The 18,979-nt window shown below is 74.2% G+C and carries 12 protein-coding genes; 5 read left to right on the top strand and 7 right to left on the bottom strand.

The features are described from left to right. Window positions 1–195 precede the first annotated feature (195 nt). Window positions 196–1,215, top strand: a complete 1,020-nt coding sequence (locus ACFYPS_RS23155) for a LacI family DNA-binding transcriptional regulator (protein ID WP_354967003.1) — start codon at window positions 196–198, stop codon at window positions 1,213–1,215. A 22-nt stretch (window positions 1,216–1,237) separates the two neighbouring features. On the opposite strand, the gene ACFYPS_RS23150 is transcribed toward ACFYPS_RS23155, so the two are convergent. Further along, the gene (locus tag ACFYPS_RS23150; RefSeq protein ID WP_354967004.1) at window positions 1,238–3,805 is read right to left on the bottom strand and encodes an EAL domain-containing protein; all 2,568 of its coding nucleotides are present in this window, start codon (window positions 3,803–3,805) and stop codon (window positions 1,238–1,240) included. Window positions 3,806–4,023: 218 nt separating this feature from the next. On the opposite strand from ACFYPS_RS23150, the gene ACFYPS_RS23145 reads away from it, so the two are divergent. Continuing rightward, entirely contained in the window at window positions 4,024–4,401 is a 378-nt protein-coding gene (locus tag ACFYPS_RS23145; RefSeq protein ID WP_354967005.1) for a PH domain-containing protein, read from the top strand. Between the two features lie 9 nt (window positions 4,402–4,410). Here ACFYPS_RS23145 and ACFYPS_RS23140 read toward each other — a convergent pair whose 3' ends face one another. Continuing rightward, window positions 4,411–5,337, bottom strand: a complete 927-nt coding sequence (locus ACFYPS_RS23140) for a 2-hydroxyacid dehydrogenase (protein ID WP_387326942.1) — start codon at window positions 5,335–5,337, stop codon at window positions 4,411–4,413. Window positions 5,338–5,511: 174 nt separating this feature from the next. Here ACFYPS_RS23140 and ACFYPS_RS23135 point away from each other — a divergent pair, with 174 nt between their 5' ends. The 3 genes from ACFYPS_RS23135 (at window position 5,512) to ACFYPS_RS23125 (ending at window position 10,213) form a co-directional block, all read left to right on the top strand. Then, complete coding sequence (locus ACFYPS_RS23135; RefSeq protein WP_354967007.1) at window positions 5,512–7,347, top strand: SpoIIE family protein phosphatase; 1,836 nt, start codon at window positions 5,512–5,514, stop codon at window positions 7,345–7,347. Window positions 7,348–7,410: 63 nt separating this feature from the next. Then, window positions 7,411–8,583 carry a PQQ-dependent sugar dehydrogenase gene (locus tag ACFYPS_RS23130; RefSeq protein WP_354967008.1) on the top strand — a complete coding sequence of 391 codons (1,173 nt, stop codon included), beginning with the start codon at window positions 7,411–7,413 and terminating at the stop codon, window positions 8,581–8,583. A 61-nt stretch (window positions 8,584–8,644) separates the two neighbouring features. Beyond that, window positions 8,645–10,213 carry a metallophosphoesterase gene (locus tag ACFYPS_RS23125; RefSeq protein WP_354967009.1) on the top strand — a complete coding sequence of 523 codons (1,569 nt, stop codon included), beginning with the start codon at window positions 8,645–8,647 and terminating at the stop codon, window positions 10,211–10,213. A 27-nt stretch (window positions 10,214–10,240) separates the two neighbouring features. On the opposite strand, the gene ACFYPS_RS23120 is transcribed toward ACFYPS_RS23125, so the two are convergent. From ACFYPS_RS23120 to ACFYPS_RS23100, 5 genes are all read right to left on the bottom strand, one after another. Further along, window positions 10,241–12,598 carry a pyruvate dehydrogenase gene (locus ACFYPS_RS23120; RefSeq protein ID WP_387326937.1) on the bottom strand — a complete coding sequence of 786 codons (2,358 nt, stop codon included), beginning with the start codon at window positions 12,596–12,598 and terminating at the stop codon, window positions 10,241–10,243. Between the two features lie 142 nt (window positions 12,599–12,740). After that, entirely contained in the window at window positions 12,741–14,240 is a 1,500-nt protein-coding gene (gatB, locus tag ACFYPS_RS23115; RefSeq protein ID WP_387326934.1) for an Asp-tRNA(Asn)/Glu-tRNA(Gln) amidotransferase subunit GatB, read from the bottom strand. A 13-nt stretch (window positions 14,241–14,253) separates the two neighbouring features. Continuing rightward, complete coding sequence (gene gatA, locus ACFYPS_RS23110) at window positions 14,254–15,729, bottom strand: Asp-tRNA(Asn)/Glu-tRNA(Gln) amidotransferase subunit GatA (protein ID WP_387326932.1); 1,476 nt, start codon at window positions 15,727–15,729, stop codon at window positions 14,254–14,256. Between the two features lie 76 nt (window positions 15,730–15,805). After that, window positions 15,806–16,111 (bottom strand): Asp-tRNA(Asn)/Glu-tRNA(Gln) amidotransferase subunit GatC, encoded by a 306-nt coding sequence (gatC, locus tag ACFYPS_RS23105; protein WP_354967013.1) that lies wholly within the window; start codon window positions 16,109–16,111, stop codon window positions 15,806–15,808. 170 nt (window positions 16,112–16,281) lie between these two features. Continuing rightward, window positions 16,282–18,921: an EAL domain-containing protein gene (locus ACFYPS_RS23100; protein WP_354967014.1), complete on the bottom strand. Its 2,640-nt coding sequence runs from the start codon at window positions 18,919–18,921 to the stop codon at window positions 16,282–16,284. Window positions 18,922–18,979 lie beyond the last annotated feature (58 nt).

Genomic DNA, 18,979 nt, shown 5'->3' with positions numbered 1-18,979 from the left:
CATCGGTACGCTGAACCGTGCAAGCACGTCGCACCGAGCGACGACGTTGAACGTGGACGCCGGTCATCGGCCGCCGGCACCGGTTGCGCTAGGTTGATGCCGCCGACACGCCCCGCGCCCCGCTGGCCGGGCCGAGCGTGTGACGGCAGGCCAGAAGACCCGGCCCGTGGGGGCGGAGAGCAAAGGAGCACGCCGGTGAAGCGGCCGACCATCGCCGACGTCGCCCGACGCGCCGGGGTGTCCAAGGGCGCCGTGTCGTACGCGCTGAACGGGCAGCCCGGCGTCTCCGAGGCCACCCGGCAGCGCATCCTGGCCATCGCCACCGAGATCGGGTTCAGCCCGAGCAGCGCCGCCCGGGCGCTCTCCGGCGCCACCGCCGAGGCGGTCGGCCTGGCCCTGTGCCGGCCGGCCCGGATACTGGGCATCGAGCCCTTCTTCATGGAGTTGATCAGCGGCGTCGAGGCCGAACTCTCCGCCCGCTCGTACGCGCTGACCCTGCAGGTGGTGGCCGACCAGGACGCCGAGATCGCGGTCTACCGACGCTGGTGGGGCGAACGCCGGGTGGACGGCGTACTCGTCTGCGACCTACGCACCGACGACCACCGCATCCCCGCTCTCGAACAGCTCCAGCTACCCGCGGTGGTGATCGGCGGGCCGGGCGGCACCGGCGACCTGGCCAGCGTCTGGTCCGACGACGCGGCCGCACTGACCGAGGCGGTGGAGTACCTGGTCGCGCTCGGGCATCGGCGCATCGCCCGGGTCGGCGGCCTGCCCGACCTGCGGCACACCGAGATCCGCACCGAGGCCTTCGCGGCGGTGTGCCGGCGACTCGGCCTGTTCGACGCGGCCACCGTCTGGTCCGACTACACCGGCGAGGAGGGCGGCCGAGCCACCCGCCGCCTGCTCAGCTCCGCACAACGGCCCACCGCGGTCATCTACGACAACGACGTGATGGCCATCGCCGGGCTCTCCGTGGCCCAGGAGATGGGGCTCACCGTGCCGGGCGATCTGTCCATCGTGGCCTGGGACGACTCCCCGCTCTGCCGGCTGGTGCACCCGTCACTAACCGCGTTGGGCCGCGACATCCCGGCGTACGGCGCGCACGCCGCCCGGCAACTTCTCGCCGTCATCGCCGGAGAGCCCGCCGCCCGGGTCCAGGACGAGACGCCGCACCTCACCCCGCGCGGCAGCACCGCACCGCCCCGCCACAGGTGAACCGGTTCACCCCAGGGAGTCGTCAGCGGGACGCCGCGGGAAACTCCTCGAAGTACGCCTCGACCCGCTCCGCCGTCGCCGGGCGGGCCAGCGCGAAGCCCTGCCCGTACCGGCAGCCGGCCCGGTGCGCCCCCTCGACCTGGCCCGTTGACTCCAACTCCTCGGCGACGATCTCGACCCCCAGCCGCTCGCCGACGTTGACCACCACGTCGATCAGCGGCGGCTGCCCGTCCGGTCGGGCGCCCACCAGCTCCGGGCCCACCTTGAGCAGGTCGATCGGCAGCCGGCGCAACTGAGCCAGCGAGGCGTGTTCGGCCCGGAAGTCGTCCAGCGCGGTGCGCACGCCCAGCGACCGCAGGCCGGCCAGCCGGGCCACCACGGTCGGCAGGTCGGCGGCGACCCTCGGCTCGGCCACCTCCACCACCAGCCGCTCCGGCGACACCCCGTACGCGGCCAGTACGGCCGCGGCACGCTGCACGAAGTCGGGTGTGGTCAACTCCCGGGTGGTGACGTTGACCGCCATCCACAGCTCGCGGGTGCCCGCCGACCAGTCGGCCAACTGGCGGCAGGCCCGGTCCAGCACCCACCACTCCAGCTCGCCGACCAGGTCCAGGTCCTCCGCGACCGGCAGCAGCTCGGCCGGGAGCACCGTGCCGAGCGCCGGGCTGCGCCAGCGCAGCAGCGCCTCGGCACCCACCGGCTGCCGGCTGGCCAGGTCGAGCACCGGCTGGTAGACCAGATCCAGCTCGCCGCGCGCCACCGCACCCGGCAGCTCACGTTCCAAGTCGAGCCGGCGGACGAGCTGCTCCTCGAGGAACGCGTCGTACCACTCGACCCGGTCCCGGCCCAGCTGCACGGCCCGCCGCCGGGCCAGCTCGGCCTGGCGGAGCACGTCCGCCGGCCCGGCGCCGCTCACCTCGGCCAGCCCGATGCTCGCCTGCACCCGCAGCACCGTCCCGGCCAGCCGGTAGGGCGGGGTGAGCGCGGTCAGCAGTCGGGTGCCCAACGCGTACGCCACAACCGGGCCGGCGGCGGTGACCACCGCGAAGCCGGCACCCGCGCAGCCGGCGACCAGGTCACCGGGGGCGACGACCGCGCGGGCCCGGCGGACCGCCTCGGCCAGCAGGTCCTCCCTGGCCGCCGGGCCGATCCCGTCCGCGCCGTGCAGGTCGACCAGCAGCAGCGCGCCGGCCGGCGCCGGCACGTCGCCGATCGAGGCGAGGGCATCCAGCAGGGCCGCCCGGTCGCCGGGACCGTCGCCAGCCGACACGGACCGGGGGCTGAGCGCCGACCACGACACCTCGCCGTCGGGCGGCCAGGTCGAGCCGGCGCCGTTCGAGGTGGCCGGCCCGTCGTCCGGCCCGCCGAGCCAGCGGGTCGCGCGGCGGTGCCGGACGGCGCGGCCGGCACGCCGGCGGTGTGCGGCACGGCGGTCGGGGGTGGCCGCGTCACCGGAGCGCAGCAGCTCACGCAGCACCAGTGGCGGCACCGCGGCCACGGCCAGCAGCACGCTCATCCGGTCCGGTGAACGGCCGGCGCCCAGGTGCAGACCCGCCGCCAGCAGCAGCAACGCCGCCGGGAGCACCGACCGGGGCCAGGCGGACACGTGCTCACCCGCCGCCGGCCGCACACCGCCCGCATCCGTCGCGTCGCCCGCGCCAAGCGCGGTGAGCAGCATTCCGAGCACCAGTGGCGGTACGGCCAGCAGTGCCGCCCGACCGGCCGGCGCGGGCGGCAGGGTCGCCAGCAGCGCCAGCCCGGCCAGGGTGAGCAGAACGCCACCCCGGCAGATGGCGGCGCCCGAGCGCCGATGCGGGCCGGTGAACGCACTGAGCGCGGCCATGCCCAGCCCGCCGAGCCCCAGGGCGGCGACGAGCCGGCCGGGCAGCGGCAGGATGTCGCGGGGCAGCAACAGCCAGGCGGCGAGGGCCAGCCCCACCGCCGGGCCGGTCGCCTCGATCAGGTGACGCAGCCGGACCCGGGCCGGTGGCCGCGCCCGGCCGGGGAGCCGACGCAGTCCGGCCGTGGACAGGACGGCCGAGACCAGCAATCCGGTCAGCGTGGCGGTCCGGTGCCCGGTGGCGGCCAGCGGCAGCACGGCGGCGGTGAGCCCGGCCGCCACCACCGCCGCGTCGAGCAGTACGCCCACCGCACGCCGGGCCGCACGCCGCCGGGCGGCTCGCCCGGCCGCACGTGCCGCCGGCACCCCGCCGGACGCCCCCACGCCCGGCGTGGGCATCCCGGCAGCCGGATGGGCTGCGGTCGGCCCGCCAAGCGGTGGGTCGGCGCGCCAAGGTTCGGCGGTCGACGGGTCGGCGGGCGACAGCTCGGTGGGCGACAGCTCGGTGGGCGACGCCTCGGTGGGCGACGCCGGGGTGGGCGACGCGTCGGCGGGGCGGCGGGTCGCCAGCCGGGAGAGCCGCACCCCGGCGAGCGTGGCACCCGCGCCACCGGCCAGCGCGATCACCACCGAGGTCGGGACCAGGTCAGCGGCACCGGCGAGGACGAGCAGCGCCACCGCCGCGGAGACGGCGGCCTCCGGCGCCGCCCGGCGGGGGACGAGGAGGCGGAACGGGTACGCGAGGAGCACGGCGGTCGCCTTCGTGAGGGGGCACGGGGGCGGTGCGGCGGTGTGGGCGACCGGACGTTGCGGGTCCGCTGCCCAACAATCGAGAACGAACGACGGCCAGATCGGTTACGGGTCGATCACCCGAAGGAGCCAGTGACCCGTGTCACTGTACGGCCTGACGGGCTGGCCGGGCACCGCCCGCCGCGAGCCGGACCGGCCGGTGGTGGGATCATCAGAGGGTGAGTACGCCCGACACCGTCCGCTTCCGGTACAACCAAGCCATCCTGGTGGCCTCGGTCATCGCCTTCATCGGCGCACTGCCGCTGGCCAACGCCCGGGCGTACCTGCTGCCGGTGCTGCTCGTCCCGCTCGCCGTCGCGGTGTGGGCCTGGCGGGCCGGCACCGACGCCGACGCCCGGGAGCTGCGCCTGCGGGCGCTGGCCGGGCAGCGCCGGATCGGCTGGGACCGGGTCGTCGAGCTGGCCACCGACCCGCGCGGGCGGGCGGTCGCCCGGCTCGACGACGGCCAGCAGGTCGTCCTGCCGGCGGTACGCGGCGCGGACCTGCCCCGCCTGGTCGCCGCCACCGGCCAGCCTCTGCCCGACGCGGCCGGCTGAGACCCCCCGTCAGTACCCGTCGACCACCGTGTTGATCAGCGGCTGGCCGGCGGCGAACCGCCGCACCTGATCGCCGACCAGCCGGTAGGCCCGCGGCAGCAGCCCCCGCACCGACCCGGCCACGTGCGGGGTGAGCAGCACGTTCGGCATCGTCCAGAGCGGAGAGTCGGCGGGCAGCGGTTCCGGGTCGCTGACGTCCAGCGCCGCCGAGATCCGGCCGGTGCCCAGCTCGGCGACGAGCGCGTCGGTACGGGCCACCGGCCCCCGGGCCGCGTTGACCAGCAGCGCCCCGTCCGGCATCGCGGCGAGAAACTCCTTGTCGATAAGGCCGCGGGTCTGGTCGGTGAGCGGCACCAGCACCACCACCACGTCGGCCTCGGGCAGCAGCCCGGGCAGCTCGTCGACGCCGTGCACCCCCTGCCCGGGCCGCGCGGTCCGCGCGACCAGGGTGAAGCTCACCTGGAACGGGGCGAGCCGGTCCCGTACCGCGGTGCCGATCGACCCGGCCCCGACGATGAGCACCCGCTTGCCGGTCAGCTCGTCGGTCGGGGCGGCCTCCTGGAACGCCCACCGCCGGTCGGCCTGCGCCCGGACGAAGACCGGGAACGCCCGCAACTGGGCCAGGATCGCGGTGACGACCCACTCGGCGGTGGACGGGTCGTGCACGCCCCGGGCGTCGCACAGCGTGACGCCGGGCGGCATCCGGCCGACCCAGGCGTCCGCCCCGGCGGAGAGCAGCTGCACGGCCGCCAGATCGGGCAGCTCGTGCAGCAGAGCCGTCGCGTCCGAACCGGCCAGGAACGGCGGCACCCAGAACCGCACGTCGGCCACCGCCGAGGGCAGCCGGTCGGCGTGCTCGACGACCTCCACCGTCACGTCCGGGGGCAGCTCGCCGATGAGGTTCAGGCCGACCTGGTGCGGGATCCATACCTTCACGTCCGCCGACGATAGCCGCCGCCGCGGCGGCGGGTGCGGGCACGGCGGCAAACGGGGGGGGTGGCGCCGGGGGGTTAGCGAGCCTCGGCACAGCGATGTTAGACCCGGGCGCGCGCGAGGTATAACGAAGGCTCGGAGCCCAGTTCGGCCTCCACCCCGGCAGACAGGTTCGCGATGACCGACGGCTCCCCCGCCCGCCCCCGGCGCGTGATCGCCCCACCCGCGGCGCTCAGCGACCCGGCACGGTTGCGAGCGCTCGCCGACACCGGGCTGAGCGCCACCCCGGACGAGGCGTTCGAACGGTTCGCCCGGCTGGTCAGCGACCTGTTGGACGTCCCGGTCGCGCTGGTCTCCCTGGTCACCGCCGACCGGCAGTTCTTCCCGGGCGCGGTCGGGTTGCCGGATCCGTGGGCGGAGCGCCGGCACACCCCGTTGAGCCACTCGTTCTGCCAGCACGTGGTGGACATCGAGGTGCCCATGGTGCTGCCGGACGCCCGGCTCTACCCCCGGGTACGGGACAACCTGGCAATCGACGACCTCGGCGTGGTCGCGTACGCGGGGATGCCGCTGACCGACCTCTCCGGCCGGGTGCTCGGCTCGCTCTGCGCCATCGACAGCAAACCGCGGGTGTGGACCGCCGGGCAGCTGCGGACGCTGGCCGACCTGGCCGCCGCCTGCTCGTCCGAACTGCGGCTGCGGATCGCCCTGGACGGCGCGAAGGAGGACCGCCGGCGGGTCGTGCAGGCGCACGAGCGGCTGGAACTGCTCGCCGGGGTGAGCGAGACGCTGGCCGGCACGCTGGACGTGGGCACCGCGTTGCGCCGGCTCGCCGCCACCATGGTGCCGCTGCTCGCCGACTGGTGCCTGCTCACCCTGGTCGGGCCGACCGGCCTGCCCCGCGAGGTGGTCGCGGTGCACCGCGATCCGGCCCGCGCGGCGGACATCGACCGCTTCGCCACGCTGCTGCGTACCGGGCTGAGCCCGGAGTCGATCATCCGGGCGGTGCTGCGGACCGGTCAGCCCCGACTCGGTGGCGTGGCGTCGCTGGCCGACGTGACGCGGGGGACCACGAACCCGGAGATGGCGTCGATCGCCGACCGCCTGGGCATCGCCTCCTACCTGACCGTGCCGGTGCGGGCCGCCGGCGGAACCGTGCTGGGCGCGATCACCCTCGTCAACGACCCCAGACGCCAGCAGTTCGACGACCGCGACCTGCTCACCGCGGTCGACATCGGCCGCCGGGCCGGGCAGGCGATCGGCAACAGCTCGATGTACGGCGAACAGCGGCACGTCGCCGAGGTCCTCCAGCACAGCATGCTGCCGCGGCTGCCGGTCGTACCGGAGCTGGAGCTGGCGGCCCGCTACCAGCCGGCGGCCGACCGGGTGGAGGTGGGCGGCGACTGGTACGACGCCTTCGTCCAGCCCGACGGGGATCTGATCGTCGCGATCGGGGACGTCGCCGGGCACGACATCGAGGCGGCGGCGACGATGGGTCAGCTGCGCAACCTGGTGCGCGGCAACGCGTTCGGCCGGCCGGACACGGTCGGCGAACTGATGACCCACCTGGACGGCACGATGCGCGGCCTGCGGCTGCCGATTCCGGCCACCGCGACGCTGGTCCGGATCTGCCCCGAGCACTCCGGCACCCGGGAGATGACGTGGTGCAACGCCGGGCACCCGCCGGCCCTGCTCGTCCGCGCCGGCGGGGCGGTGGAGATCCTCGAAGCGCCGCCGGAGCCGCTGCTCGGCCTGGCTCGCCCGTCGCGGCGAACCAGCCGGTCGACCAGCCTGGCCTCCGGCGACACCCTCCTGCTCTACACCGACGGGCTGATCGAACGGCGGGACCGGCCGATCGACGACGGGCTGGCCGAGCTGGTGACCCGGCTGACCGGCACCGACACGCTGCCCCTCGACGACCTGTGCGACCTGCTGCTCACCTCGATCCGGCACCGTGAGGACGACACCGCGCTGCTGGCCGCACGGGCACGCGGAGCGGGCCACCCGGGCTGACGGCACCGCCGGTCGGATCCCGTCGGGCCCGGCCGGGCCGGCCTTCGGGCTACCCTGGGCCGGGTGAGCGTCCGTCCCCCGTACTTCCGCACCCGCCGCTTCCGGGCGGCCCTCGCGGCGTCCTGCGCGGCACTGCTCCTCACCGCCGGTTGCAGTTTCGGCGAGCCGGAGCCGGACCCGGCCGGTGAGCCGCCCAACCTGCCGACCCCATCGACGTCGGCGAGCCCCGGCGCCGCCGGCCAGCAGGCGGTGGCGACCGTGCTCGCCAAGGGGCTGCGGGTGCCCTGGGCCATCGCCTTCCTCCCGGACGGCGGGGCGCTGGTCACCGAGCGGGACAGCGGCCGGATCCTCCAGGTCGGCCCCGAGTCCGGGCCGGACGGGCTGCGGGTCCGGGTCGTGCAGACCATCACCGACGTCGCGGCGGCCGGCGAGGGCGGCCTCCTGGGCATCGCCGTCTCCCCCGGCTACGAGCGGGACCGGACGGTGTTCGTCTACTACACCGCCGAGCAGGACAACCGGGTCGTCCGGTTGCGACTCGGCGGGCAGCCCACCTCGATCCTCACCGGCATCCCGAAGGCCAACGTGCACAACGGCGGCGGGCTCGGCTTCGGCCCAGACGGGCAGCTCTACGTCAGCACGGGCGACGCCGGGCAGCGCCCGAATTCGCAGGACGTGAAGAGCCTCGGCGGCAAGATCCTGCGGATCACCCCGGACGGCAAGCCCGCCGCGGGCAATCCGTACCCCGGCTCCCCGGTCTGGTCCCTCGGGCACCGAAACGTGCAGGGCTTCGCCTGGGACGCCGCCAAACGGATGTACGCCGTCGAGTTCGGCCAGAACACCTGGGACGAGATCAACCAGATCACCAAGGGTGGCAACTACGGCTGGCCGCAGGTCGAGGGGCGGGCCGGCGACAAGCGGTACACGGACCCGATCAGCCAGTGGGCGACCTCGGACGCGTCCTGCTCCGGTCTGGCCGCCACCGACCAACTACTGGTCACCGGCTGCCTGCGCGGCAAGCGACTCTGGGTGATGGAGCTGACCGACACCGGCACGCTGCTCGGTCAGCCCAGCGAGTTGCTCACCAACCGGTACGGCCGGCTGCGAGCGGTGGCCGCCGCGCCAGACGGGTCACTCTGGGTGAGCACCTCCAACCACGACGGGCGGGGCGACCCGGCGGCCGACGACGACCGTCTCCTGCGGGTGGTCTTCGCCGGCGGCGACGGCGGCCGCAGCTGATTCGCGTCACCATCCGGTCAGGTTCGCCAAGATCCTCCGACGGGCAGGTCAGACTCTCAGCATGGACGGGCAGCACGACGACCAGCACGACGGCACCGGCGACCGGGACGAGCCGGTGACCGACGCCGCGCCGCGCCGGTCGGTGGGTCGGTCGGCCAACCGGCCCGGCCCCGTACGCCGCACCGGTGTCATCCTCGCCGTGCTCGCCGTGGCCCTGGCCGGAGCGGTGCTCGGGGTGCTCGCCGGCGGTCGGGTGGACACCGACATCGGGCCGTTCCGGGCCAACCTCACCCTCACCCCCGCCAGCGCGGGCGGCACCACCGTCGACGTACCGCCGCTCGGCGCGCTGCTGCTCGACAGCCACGACGGGCCGACGCACCTCACCGTGCGACTGGGCGCACTGGACCAGGGGCGCACCGAGGCGCTGCTCGACGACCCGGCGAGCATCAGCCGGGCCAGCCAGAGCGCCGTCGAGGACGTCCGGTCCGGGGTGATGCGACTCGGCCTGCGGACCCTCGCCTCGGCGGTGCTGGTCACCCTGATCCTGGCCGGGCTGGCCTTCCGCGACGTACGACGCACCGCCTGGGCGGGCGGGCTGGCGCTGCTGGTCACCGCCGGCAGCCTCGGCACAGCGGCGGCCACCCTGCGCCCGCAGGCGATCGAGGAGCCGCGCTACGAGGGGCTGCTGGTCAACGCGCCGGCCATCGTCGGTGACGCCCGCCGCATCGCCAACGACTACACCAAGTACGCCGAGCAGCTGCAACGCATCGTCGGCAACGTCAGCCAGCTCTACACCACGGTGTCGGCGCTGCCGGTGTACGAGCCGGCCCCGGGCACCACCCGGGTGCTGCACGTCTCCGACATGCACCTCAACCCGACCGGCTGGCAGCTGATCCGGACGGTGGTGGAGCAGTTCGACATCGACGTGGTGATCGACACCGGGGACATCACCGACTGGGGCAGCGAGCCGGAGGCGTCCTTCGTCGGCTCGATCGGCCTGCTGAAGAAGCCGTACGTCTTCATCCGGGGCAACCACGACTCCGGCCGGACCGGCGCCGCGGTGGCCCGCCAACCGAACGCGATCGTGCTGAACAACACGACGACCACCGTCGCCGGGCTGACCATCGCCGGCATCGGCGACCCGCGCTTCACCCCGGACAAGAACACCTCCCCAGCCGGCAGCGGGCTCACCCAGCAGGTGGCCGACCAGGTGATCGGAGCCGGCGAGCAGCTCGCCACCACGGTGCGCCGCTCACCGCGGCCGGTGAACATCGCGCTGGTGCACGACCCGGCCTCGGCCGGTCCGCTCGCCGGCACCTGCCCGCTGGTGCTGGCCGGGCACACCCACGCCCGGCAGGTCTCCAAGCTGCCCCAGGCCCCCGGGCAGCAGCCCACCACGCTGATGGTGGAGGGCTCCACCGGCGGCGCCGGGCTACGCGGCCTGGAGGGTGAGAAGCCGACCCCGCTGTCGATGAGCGTGCTCTACTTCGATCAGCAGAAGATGCTCCAGGCGTACGACGACATCACCGTCGGCGGCACCGGGCAGGCCCAGGTCAACCTGGAACGGCACGTGGTGGACGGCCCGACCGCCGGGCCGTCCCCCTCGGTCACCCCCACCCCGACCCGCTGAGCACGGGCCGGAGCGTGACCTCGGGGTTCAGCGCAGGGCGATGGCGGCCAGGGCGGCGTTGACGATGCTGCCGGGCAGCAGGTCGTGCAACTCGTACAGCTCGGCCACGCTGCCGGACTGGCCGAACTCGTCCACCCCGAGCGGCACCGCCGGCGCGCCGAGCGCCGAGCCGAGCCACGCCATCGCGTGCGACGCGGCGTCGTGCACGGTCACCACCGGCACCCGGTCGGCGAACGCCGACCGCAGCGCGCCCGGGACGCTCGGCACCGTCGCCGTGCGCACGCCCTGGCGCAGCGTGCGCTGCCAGGCGCGGTAGAGCCGATCCAGCGAGGTCACGTCCACCACGTGCGCGGCGACGCCCTCCTCGGCCAGCTCCGCGGCGGCGGCCAGCACCTCGGGCAGCACCGCGCCGGAGGCGGCCAGCTGCACCACCGGGGCGTCGGCCAGGTGCGGGTACGCCTGGTGAGCGTCGACCAGCCGGTACGCCCCGGCCACCACCTGCCGGCGCAGCACCGCGTCGCCGAGCCGGGCCCGGGCCGCCTCGAACGGCGCCTGCTCCAGCGGCCGGGTGCTCAGCCGGAAGTAGTACGCCCCGTCCTCGGCCGGCGCGGCGGTCGCGGCCGGGGCCGACCCGCCGGCGATCTGCCCGAGCGCGTCGCAGAGCAGCCAGTCCAGGCTGGTCGCGTACGCCGGCTCCAGGAAGGTCACCCCGGGCAGCTCCAGCCCGACGGAGGCGGTGATGGTGGACTGGTGGGCGCCACCCTCCGGGGCCAGCGTGATGCCCGACGGGGTGCCGGCGACCACGAACCGGGAGCCGGAGTAGGTGCCGTACAGGAACGCGTCCAGGCCGCGCAGCACGAACGGGTCGTAGACCGTGCCCACCGGCAGCAGCGGCTGCCCGGACAGGTCCCACGACAGACCGAGCTGGCCGAGCAGCAGGAACAGGTTCATCTCCGAGATGCCCAGCTCGATGTGCTGCCCTGCGGGGCTCTCGGTCCAGCGCAGCATCCGGTCCTCGGTCCAGGAACGCTGCTCGGTGGGGGCGAACACCCCGGTCTTGTTGATGAACCCGGCGAGGTTGGTGGAGGTGGCCACGTCCGGTGCCGTCGTCACCAGGTAACGGCCGACCTCCCGGTCCCGGGCCAGGTCCACCAGCACCCGGCCGAAGACCTCCTGTGTGGAGATCGGCTTGTTGGCGCGTACTCCCGTGCTCTCCGGAACGGTGACCCCCAGCGCCCGCTCGCGGGGCGCGCGGGACAGCGCCTCCCGGCGAGCGCCGGCCCGGATGCCGGCGGGTGACGCCGGGTCGATGCGGTCCCACTCGGTCTCCCGGGTCAGGCCCTGCGCGGCGCGCAACGCGTCGACCTGCTCGGTGCTGAGCAGCGCCGAATGGTTGCGCGGGTTGCCGGCGAGGGGCAACCCCCACCCCTTGACCGTGTACGCGAAGACGACGCTGGGCCGGTCGGTGACTGCGTCACACTGGGCGTACGCGTCGAGCATCGCCTCCAGGTCGTGCCCGCCGAGGTCGGTGACGAGCGGGCCCAGCTCCTCGTCGCCGATGCCCTCCACGAAGGTGCCCACCTCAGCCGGCGCGCCGTCCAGGAACTGCTTGCGCAGTGCCGGGCCGGCCAGCCCGAACAGCGACTGGTACTGCTCGTTGGGCATCGCGTCGATCCAGTCGCGCAGCGCCTCGCCGCCCGGCCGGGCGTACGCCTCAGCGAGCCGGCGGCCGTACTTGACCTCCACGACGTGCCAACCGGCAGCCTCGAACTGGCCGCGCCACTGGTTGATCCGGATGCCGGGCACCACCCGGTCCAGCGACTGGCGGTTGAAGTCGACCAGCCACATGACGTTGCCCAGACCGGTGGTGGCGGGGTCGGCGACCGCCTCCCAGATGTTGCCCTCGTCCAGCTCCGCGTCACCGATCAGCGCGACGAACCGGGAGTGCGGGCGGGCGCCGAAGTGCGCGTCGACGTAGCGCCGGGTGGCGGCGGCGAAGAGCGGCGCCGCCGCGCCGAGGCCGACCGAGCCGGTGGAGAAGTCCACCTCGTCGGGGTCCTTGGTGCGCGACGGGTACGACTGGAGGCCGCCACGGGCCCGCAGCCGCGGCAGGTACGAGCGGTCCAGGTTGCCCAGCAGGTACTGGATGGCGTGGAACACCGGGGAGGCGTGCGGCTTGACCGCCACCCGGTCCTCGGCGTCCAGGTGCGCGAACCAGAGCGCGGTCATCGCGGTGACCAGTGACGCGCTGGACGCCTGGTGCCCGCCGACCTTCACCCCGTCGCCGGTTGCCCGGTCGTGGTTGGCGGCGTCCACGATCCGGGTGGCGAGCCAGAGCACCCGCCGCTGGATCACGTCGAGGACATCGAGGTCATGCTGGTACACGGTGACTCCATCCGGGCGTCGCCGTTGACGCCCTCGCGAGGGGTGTGGGTTCACGTCGCCCGGCGCCCGGCGCGGGGTGAGATGTTAGGAAGGGCCCCTTCCTATGCACGAGGCGTTAAGAAGGTGCCCTTCCTTCCATCGTTCAGCCCTGGACGCCGAGGCGCTCCAGGACCAGCTCGCGGACGGTCTTCGCGTCGGCCTGACCGCGCGTGGTCTTCATGACCGCGCCGACCAGCGCGCCGGCCGCGGCGACCTTGCCGCTACGGATCTTGTCGGCGATGCCGGGGTTGGCCGCGATCGCCTCGTCCACGGCGGCGGTGAGTGCGCCGGTGTCCGACACGACCTCCAGGCCGCGGTTGGTCATGATCTCGGTGGGCGAACCCTCGCCGTCGACCACGCCCTCCAGCACCGCGCGCGCCATCTTGTCGTTGAGCTTCCCGGCGTCGACCAGGCCCTGCAACTCGGCGACCTGGGCAGGGGTGGCGCCGATGTCGGCCAGCTCCCGGCCGCTCTCGTTGGCCCGGCGGGACAGCTCACCGAGCCACCACTTACGGGCGGCGGCCGGCGTGGTGCCGGCGGCGACGGTCGCCTCGATCAGCTCGACCGCGCCGGCGTTCAGCACCGACTGCATGTCCAGGTCGGACAGCCCCCACTGCTCCTGGAGCCGGCGCCGGTGCACCCGGGGCAGCTCCGGCAGGGCGGCCTTGAGCTCGGCGACCCAGGCCGGGTCCGGGGCGATCGGCACCAGGTCCGGCTCCGGGAAGTACCGGTAGTCGGTCGCGGTCTCCTTGGAACGCCCCGGCGTGGTGTCGCCGGTGTCCTCGTGGAAGTGCCGGGTCTCCTGCGTGATCCGGCCGCCGGCGTCCAGCACCGAGGCCTGCCGCAGCATCTCCGAGCGGACCGCCCGCTCCACCGACCGCAGCGAGTTGACGTTCTTGGTCTCGGTGCGGGTGCCCCACTCCTGCCCCGGCAGGTTGAGCGAGGTGTTCACGTCACAGCGCAGCGAACCCTCCTCCATCCGCACGTCCGAGACGCCGAGGGTGCGGATCACGTCCCGCAGCTCGGTGACGTACGCCCGGGCCACGTCGGGGGCGAGCGCGCCGGTGCCCGGAATGGGCTTGGTGACGATCTCGACCAGCGGAATGCCGGCCCGGTTGTAGTCGACCAGCGACTCGGTCGCGCCCTGGATGCGACCGGTGGCGCCGCCGACGTGCAGCGTCTTGCCGGTGTCCTCCTCCAGGTGCACCCGCTCGATCTCGATCCGCACCGTCTCGCCGTTGACCTCGACGTCCAGGTAGCCGTCGACGCAGATCGGCTCGTCGTACTGGCTGATCTGGAAGTTCTTCGGCATGTCCGGGTAGAAGTAGTTCTTCCGGGCGAACCGGCACCACTCCGCGATGGAGCAGTTCAGAGCCAGACCGATCCGGATGATCGCCTCGATGGCCGCCTTGTTGGCCACCGGCAGCGACCCGGGCAGGCCCAGGCAGACCGGGCAGACCCGGGTGTTCGGCTCGCCACCGAAGTCGGTCGGGCAGCCGCAGAACATCTTGGTGTTCGTGCCCAGCTCGACGTGGGTCTCCAGGCCGATCACCGGTTCGTAGCGCGCGACGACCTCGTCGTACGCGGGCAGCGTCGTCGTCATCTGGGCTCCTGCCTCACAGTGCCGGTGGGGTGAACGTGCCGACCGCGGACTCCAGCGCGGCGGCGACCCGGTACATCCGGTCGTCGGCCAACGTCGGGGCCATCACCTGCAGGCCGACGGGCAGCCCCTCGGAGAGGCCGCAGGGCACCGAGATGCCCGGCCCGCCGTACAGGTTGCTCGGGATGGTGAACAGGTCGGCCAGGTACATCTGGTACGGGTCGGCGGTGCGCGCGCCCATCGGGAACGCCACCGACGGGGTGGTCGGCGAGATCAGCGCGTCGACCTGCTCGAACGCGGCGGTGAAGTCCCGGGTGATCAGCGTCCGGACCTTCTGCGCCTGCCCGTAGTACGCGTCGTAGTAACCCGACGACAGGGCGTACGTGCCGATCATGATGCGGCGCTTGACCTCCGGGCCGAAGCCGGCCTCCCGGGTCAGCGACATGACCTCCTCCAGCGACCGGTTGCCGTCGTCGCCGACCCGCAGGCCGAACCGGACGCCGTCGAACCGGGCCAGGTTGGAGGAGCACTCGCTCGGGGCGATCAGGTAGTACGCGGGCAGCGCGTAGGCGAACGTCGGGCAGGACACCTCGACGATCTCCGCACCCAGCTTCGCGAGGGCGTCCACCGCCTCGCGGAACGCCGCCATCACGCCCGGCTCGGCGCCCTCGCCGACGAACTCGCTGACGATGCCGAGCCGCACGCCGGTCAGGTCACCGGTCGCGCCGAGCTTCGCGGCGGCCACCACGTCCGGCACCGGCTGCGGGATCGAGGTGGAGTCGCGCGGGTCGTGCCCACCGATCACCTGGTGCAGCAGGGCCGCGTCGAGCACCGTACGGGCGCAGGGGCCGGGCGTGTCCAGCGACGAGGAGAAGGCGACCAGCCCGTAGCGGGACGTGCCGCCGTAGGTGGGCTTCACGCCGACGGTGCCGGTGACCGCGCCGGGCTGGCGGATCGAGCCGCCGGTGTCCGAGCCGATGGCCAGCGGCGCCTCGTACGCGGCCAGCGCAGCGGCGCTGCCGCCACCCGAGCCGCCCGGGATCCGGCTGAGGTCCCACGGGTTGTGCGTCGGGCCGTACGCCGAGTATTCGGTGGAGGAGCCCATCGCGAACTCGTCCATGTTCGTCTTGCCGAGCATCACCGTGCCGGCCTCGCGCAGCCGCTGCACGATGGTCGCGTCGTACGGCGGGCGCCAGCCCTCCAGGATCTTCGAGCCCACGGTGGTCGGCACGCCCCGGGTGGCGAGCACGTCCTTCACCGCGACCGGCACGCCGGCCAGCGGGCCCAACTCCTCGCCGGCCGCCCGACGCTCGTCCACGGCGCGGGCGGTGGCCAGCGCGCCGTCGGTGTCCACGTGCAGGAAGGCGTGCACCCGGTCGTCGACCGCGGCGATCCGGTCCAGGTGGGCCCGGGTCACCTCGACGGCGGAGGCCTCGCCGCCAGCGACCAGGGCGGCGATCTCCACCGCGGTCATTCTGGTCAGATCGCTCATGCCGTCACTCCGCTTCGCTCCGTGACGCCATGAGGCACCACCGCGCTGCACTGCTGATTCGCTCGCTGGCGCTCACTCATGAGGCCACATCCTCGCTCAGGATCCGCGGTACGCGGAACCGCTGGTCCTCGGCGTCGGGCGCGCCCGACAGCACCTCCTGCGGGGTCAGACACGGCGTGACGACGTCCTCGCGGAAGATGTTGGTCAGCGGCACCGAATGCGACGTCGGCGGGATGTCCGCCGCGGCGACCTCGCCGACCTGGGCGACCGCCTGGAGGATCACGTCGAGCTGGCCGGCGAAGATGTCCAGCTCCTCCTCGGTGACGGCGAGCCGCGACAGGCGCGCCAGGTGCGCGACCTCCTCGCGGGAGATGGCGGCCATCCGTGCCCCCTTCTGATGTCCTGCTGGTCGGGCGGTGTGCCGATCGCGCGACGGGTGGAGCGTGACGCGCGGTGACCGGAGCGAGTCTATTGTTCCGCTCCGGTGCCGCGTCCACGACTCCCCCTCCGCCAGCCTCTCGCGTCGGATCGGCGGGCGGGTCAGCGGGTGGGTCAGCGGGTGGGACGACGGCCGGCGTCCGGCTCCGGGCCGCCGCTCGGACGGACCGGCCGGTACCGGGCCAGCCAGGTGACCAGTTCCTCGGCGGGCATCGGTCGGGCGTAGAACCAGCCCTGCGCGGCGTCGCAGCCGGCGGCGTGCAGCATCCGCCAGGTCCGCTCGTCCTCCACGCCCTCGGCGACCACCCGCAGCCCCAGCGCGCCGGCCAGCTCGATCATCGACCGGACGATCGCCGCGTCGTCGGCGTCGTCGGCCATGCCCAGCACGAACGAGCGGTCCACCTTCACCTCGGACAGCGGCAGCCGGCGCAGGTGCTGGAGGGACGAGTAGCCGGTGCCGAAGTCGTCCAGCGCGATGGCCACCCCGATGCGGTGCAGCCGGGAGATGGTGGCCAGCACCCGGCGCGGGTCGGCCATCAAAGCACCCTCGGTGATCTCCAGTTGCAGCCGCTCGGCCGGCACCCCGTAGCGGGTCAGCCGGTCGGCGATCTGGTCGGCGATCTCGCCGGTGTGCAGGTCACGCACGCTCACGTTCAGTGCCGCCCGCAGCCCGATGCCGGCCGCCGACCACTTGGCGAGCTGCTCCACCACGTCGTCGACGACCCGGCGGGTGAGCAGTCGCATCACCGCGCTCTGCTCGGCGACCCGGATCAGCTCCTCCGGGTCGACCATCCCCCGCCGTGGGTGCCGCCAGCGCAGCAGGGCCTCGACGCCGACCACCTCGCCGGTGGCGATGGCGATCTGCGGCTGGTAATACATGGTGATCTCGCCAGCGTCGTCGGCCGGTTCGGCGTCGGAGTGTGCCCACCCGGTCGACCCGGGCGGCTCGTCCGGGGTGCCCGGCCCGACGTCGCGTCGCGGGCCGGCGCCGCCGCCGGCCAGCGCGGGCGCGCCGTTCGGCGATCGCCGCCCGTGCCCGCCGGCACGCCGGCCCCGGTCCGGGCGGGTGCCGGTGACCGTGGCCCGGGTGTTCCGGCCACGGATCGGGTCGGCGCCGGTGGCGATCCGGTTGATCAGCTCGTCGGCGTGCATCAGCTCGGTGCCCGGCCGCCGGCGGCGACCCCACCACCGGCCGCCGGCCGGCGGGGCCCCGGCGACCACCGGCGACGCGCCCGCGTGCGACGCCGCCTCGGCGGGGTGCAGGTCACCGCTGGGCAGCGCCGCACCATCCCCGCCGCGCACCTCCGCCGCCGCGCCGAGGGGTACGTCGACCGGCCGCTCGGCGCCATCCGGCTCGGTCAGCCCCGCATCCCGGCCGTCCCCGTCGGCCGTCCCCGTCGGCCGTGCGGGTCCCGCCGGCTCGGCGTCCAGCGGGTCGTCGACCGACGGGCCGGACTCCAGTACCCGGCGCAGATCGGCGAGCAGGCCGAGCCGCTCGGCGGAGTTGTGATCGGACTCCGGGGCGTAGACTGCGACCGTGTCGTTGCGGTGCTTGGCGTCGTACATGGCCACGTCGGCGTGGCGCATCAGGGTGGCGAAGTCCTCGCCGTGCTCGGGGAAGAGAGCGATCCCGATCGAGCCACCCACATCCAGCGGCAGCCCGTCCAGCGGCACCGGCTCGGCCAGCGCCCCGACCACCCGGTCGGCCAGGTCACGCGCCTGACTCGCGTCGGTCAGCCCGGTCATCACGATGGCGAACTCGTCCCCGCCGAGCCGGGCGATCATCTGCGGGCGGGGCTCCACATCGGTGAGCCGGGCGCTGACCTCGACGAGCAGCCGGTCGCCCACGGCGTGCCCGAGCGCGTCGTTGACGTTCTTGAAGCGGTCCAGGTCGATCAGCAGCAGCGCCAGGTGCCCGTCAGGTTCGCCGCGCGCGGTCCGCTCGGCGTGCAGGTGCACCTGCTCGGCCACCTCGGCCAGGAGCGCCTTGCGGTTGGGCAGCCCGGTGAGCGGGTCCGCAGCGGCGAGGTGCTGCTGCTCGACGGTCAGCCGGGCCATCCGGTACACGGCGAAGAGCGGCACCAGCACCAGCGGGATCAGCGCCGCGCTGACCCGCGCGGCGGCCACCAGCACCGGGGCGAGCAGCAGGAGCGAGCCCGTGGAGAGCAGTTCGAAACCGAGGCCCTGCCGGACCGTGGGCCACCACCGGTCGCCGAAGCGCAGCCGTACCGCCCAGCTCACCAGCCCGTAGTTGACCACGAACCAGGCCAGCGTGGCGCCGCCGACGGCGACCACGTCGGTCCAGTGCAGCCGGCCGCCGGAGAAGACGATGCCCGGCCCGAGCTGGAGGACGCCGTACGCGGCGGCGAGGGCGCAGGCGTACTGGCCGACGTTGAACGCCGTCCGCCACGCGGCGTGCCGCATCCGCCAGCCGGAGACGACCACGCCCGCCGCCTGCACGGCCACCGCCGGGCCGAGCCCCCAGCCGAGCAGGATCGCGAAGGTGAAACAGGTGGACGGGAAGACCGCGGAGGACTGCCGGCGGCCCGGATGCACGAACGGGCGGGCGTCGCAGACCAGCGCGAGCGCGGCCATCGTCCAGAACGCCACCGGCAGCCGGGACAGCTCGGCCGGGAGTGTCGCGAGTGGACCGGCGGCGGCCAACACGGCGACCACCAGGATGCTGACGATGAAGGCGGTGAACGGCGCCACCCGTCCGGGCGGGACGGAGTTTCGCGGGTCGGCGACCTCCATCACACCTCCCGAGCGACGACTGGCGTGCCGTGTGCACGCCCGTGACCCAATGAAACGC

The sequence above is a fragment of the Micromonospora sp. NPDC005087 genome (assembly GCF_042872965.1).
Taxonomy (GTDB): domain Bacteria; phylum Actinomycetota; class Actinomycetes; order Mycobacteriales; family Micromonosporaceae; genus Micromonospora.
The sequence above is the reverse complement of the archived record's forward strand: the minus strand, read 5'-3'. Positions and strand labels throughout refer to the sequence as shown.

Bases quoted from the DNA above. Each gene is read 5' to 3' on its own strand.
- ACFYPS_RS23135 (WP_354967007.1), top strand. From the start codon at position 5,512: ATGACCGACGGCTCCCCCGCCCGCCCCCGGCGCGTGATCGCCCCACCC.
- ACFYPS_RS23125 (WP_354967009.1), top strand. From the start codon at position 8,645: ATGGACGGGCAGCACGACGACCAGCACGACGGCACCGGCGACCGGGAC.
- gatB (WP_387326934.1), bottom strand. From the start codon at position 14,240: ATGACGACGACGCTGCCCGCGTACGACGAGGTCGTCGCGCGCTACGAA.
- gatA (WP_387326932.1), bottom strand. From the start codon at position 15,729: ATGAGCGATCTGACCAGAATGACCGCGGTGGAGATCGCCGCCCTGGTC.
- gatC (WP_354967013.1), bottom strand. From the start codon at position 16,111: ATGGCCGCCATCTCCCGCGAGGAGGTCGCGCACCTGGCGCGCCTGTCG.
- ACFYPS_RS23100 (WP_354967014.1), bottom strand. From the start codon at position 18,921: ATGGAGGTCGCCGACCCGCGAAACTCCGTCCCGCCCGGACGGGTGGCG.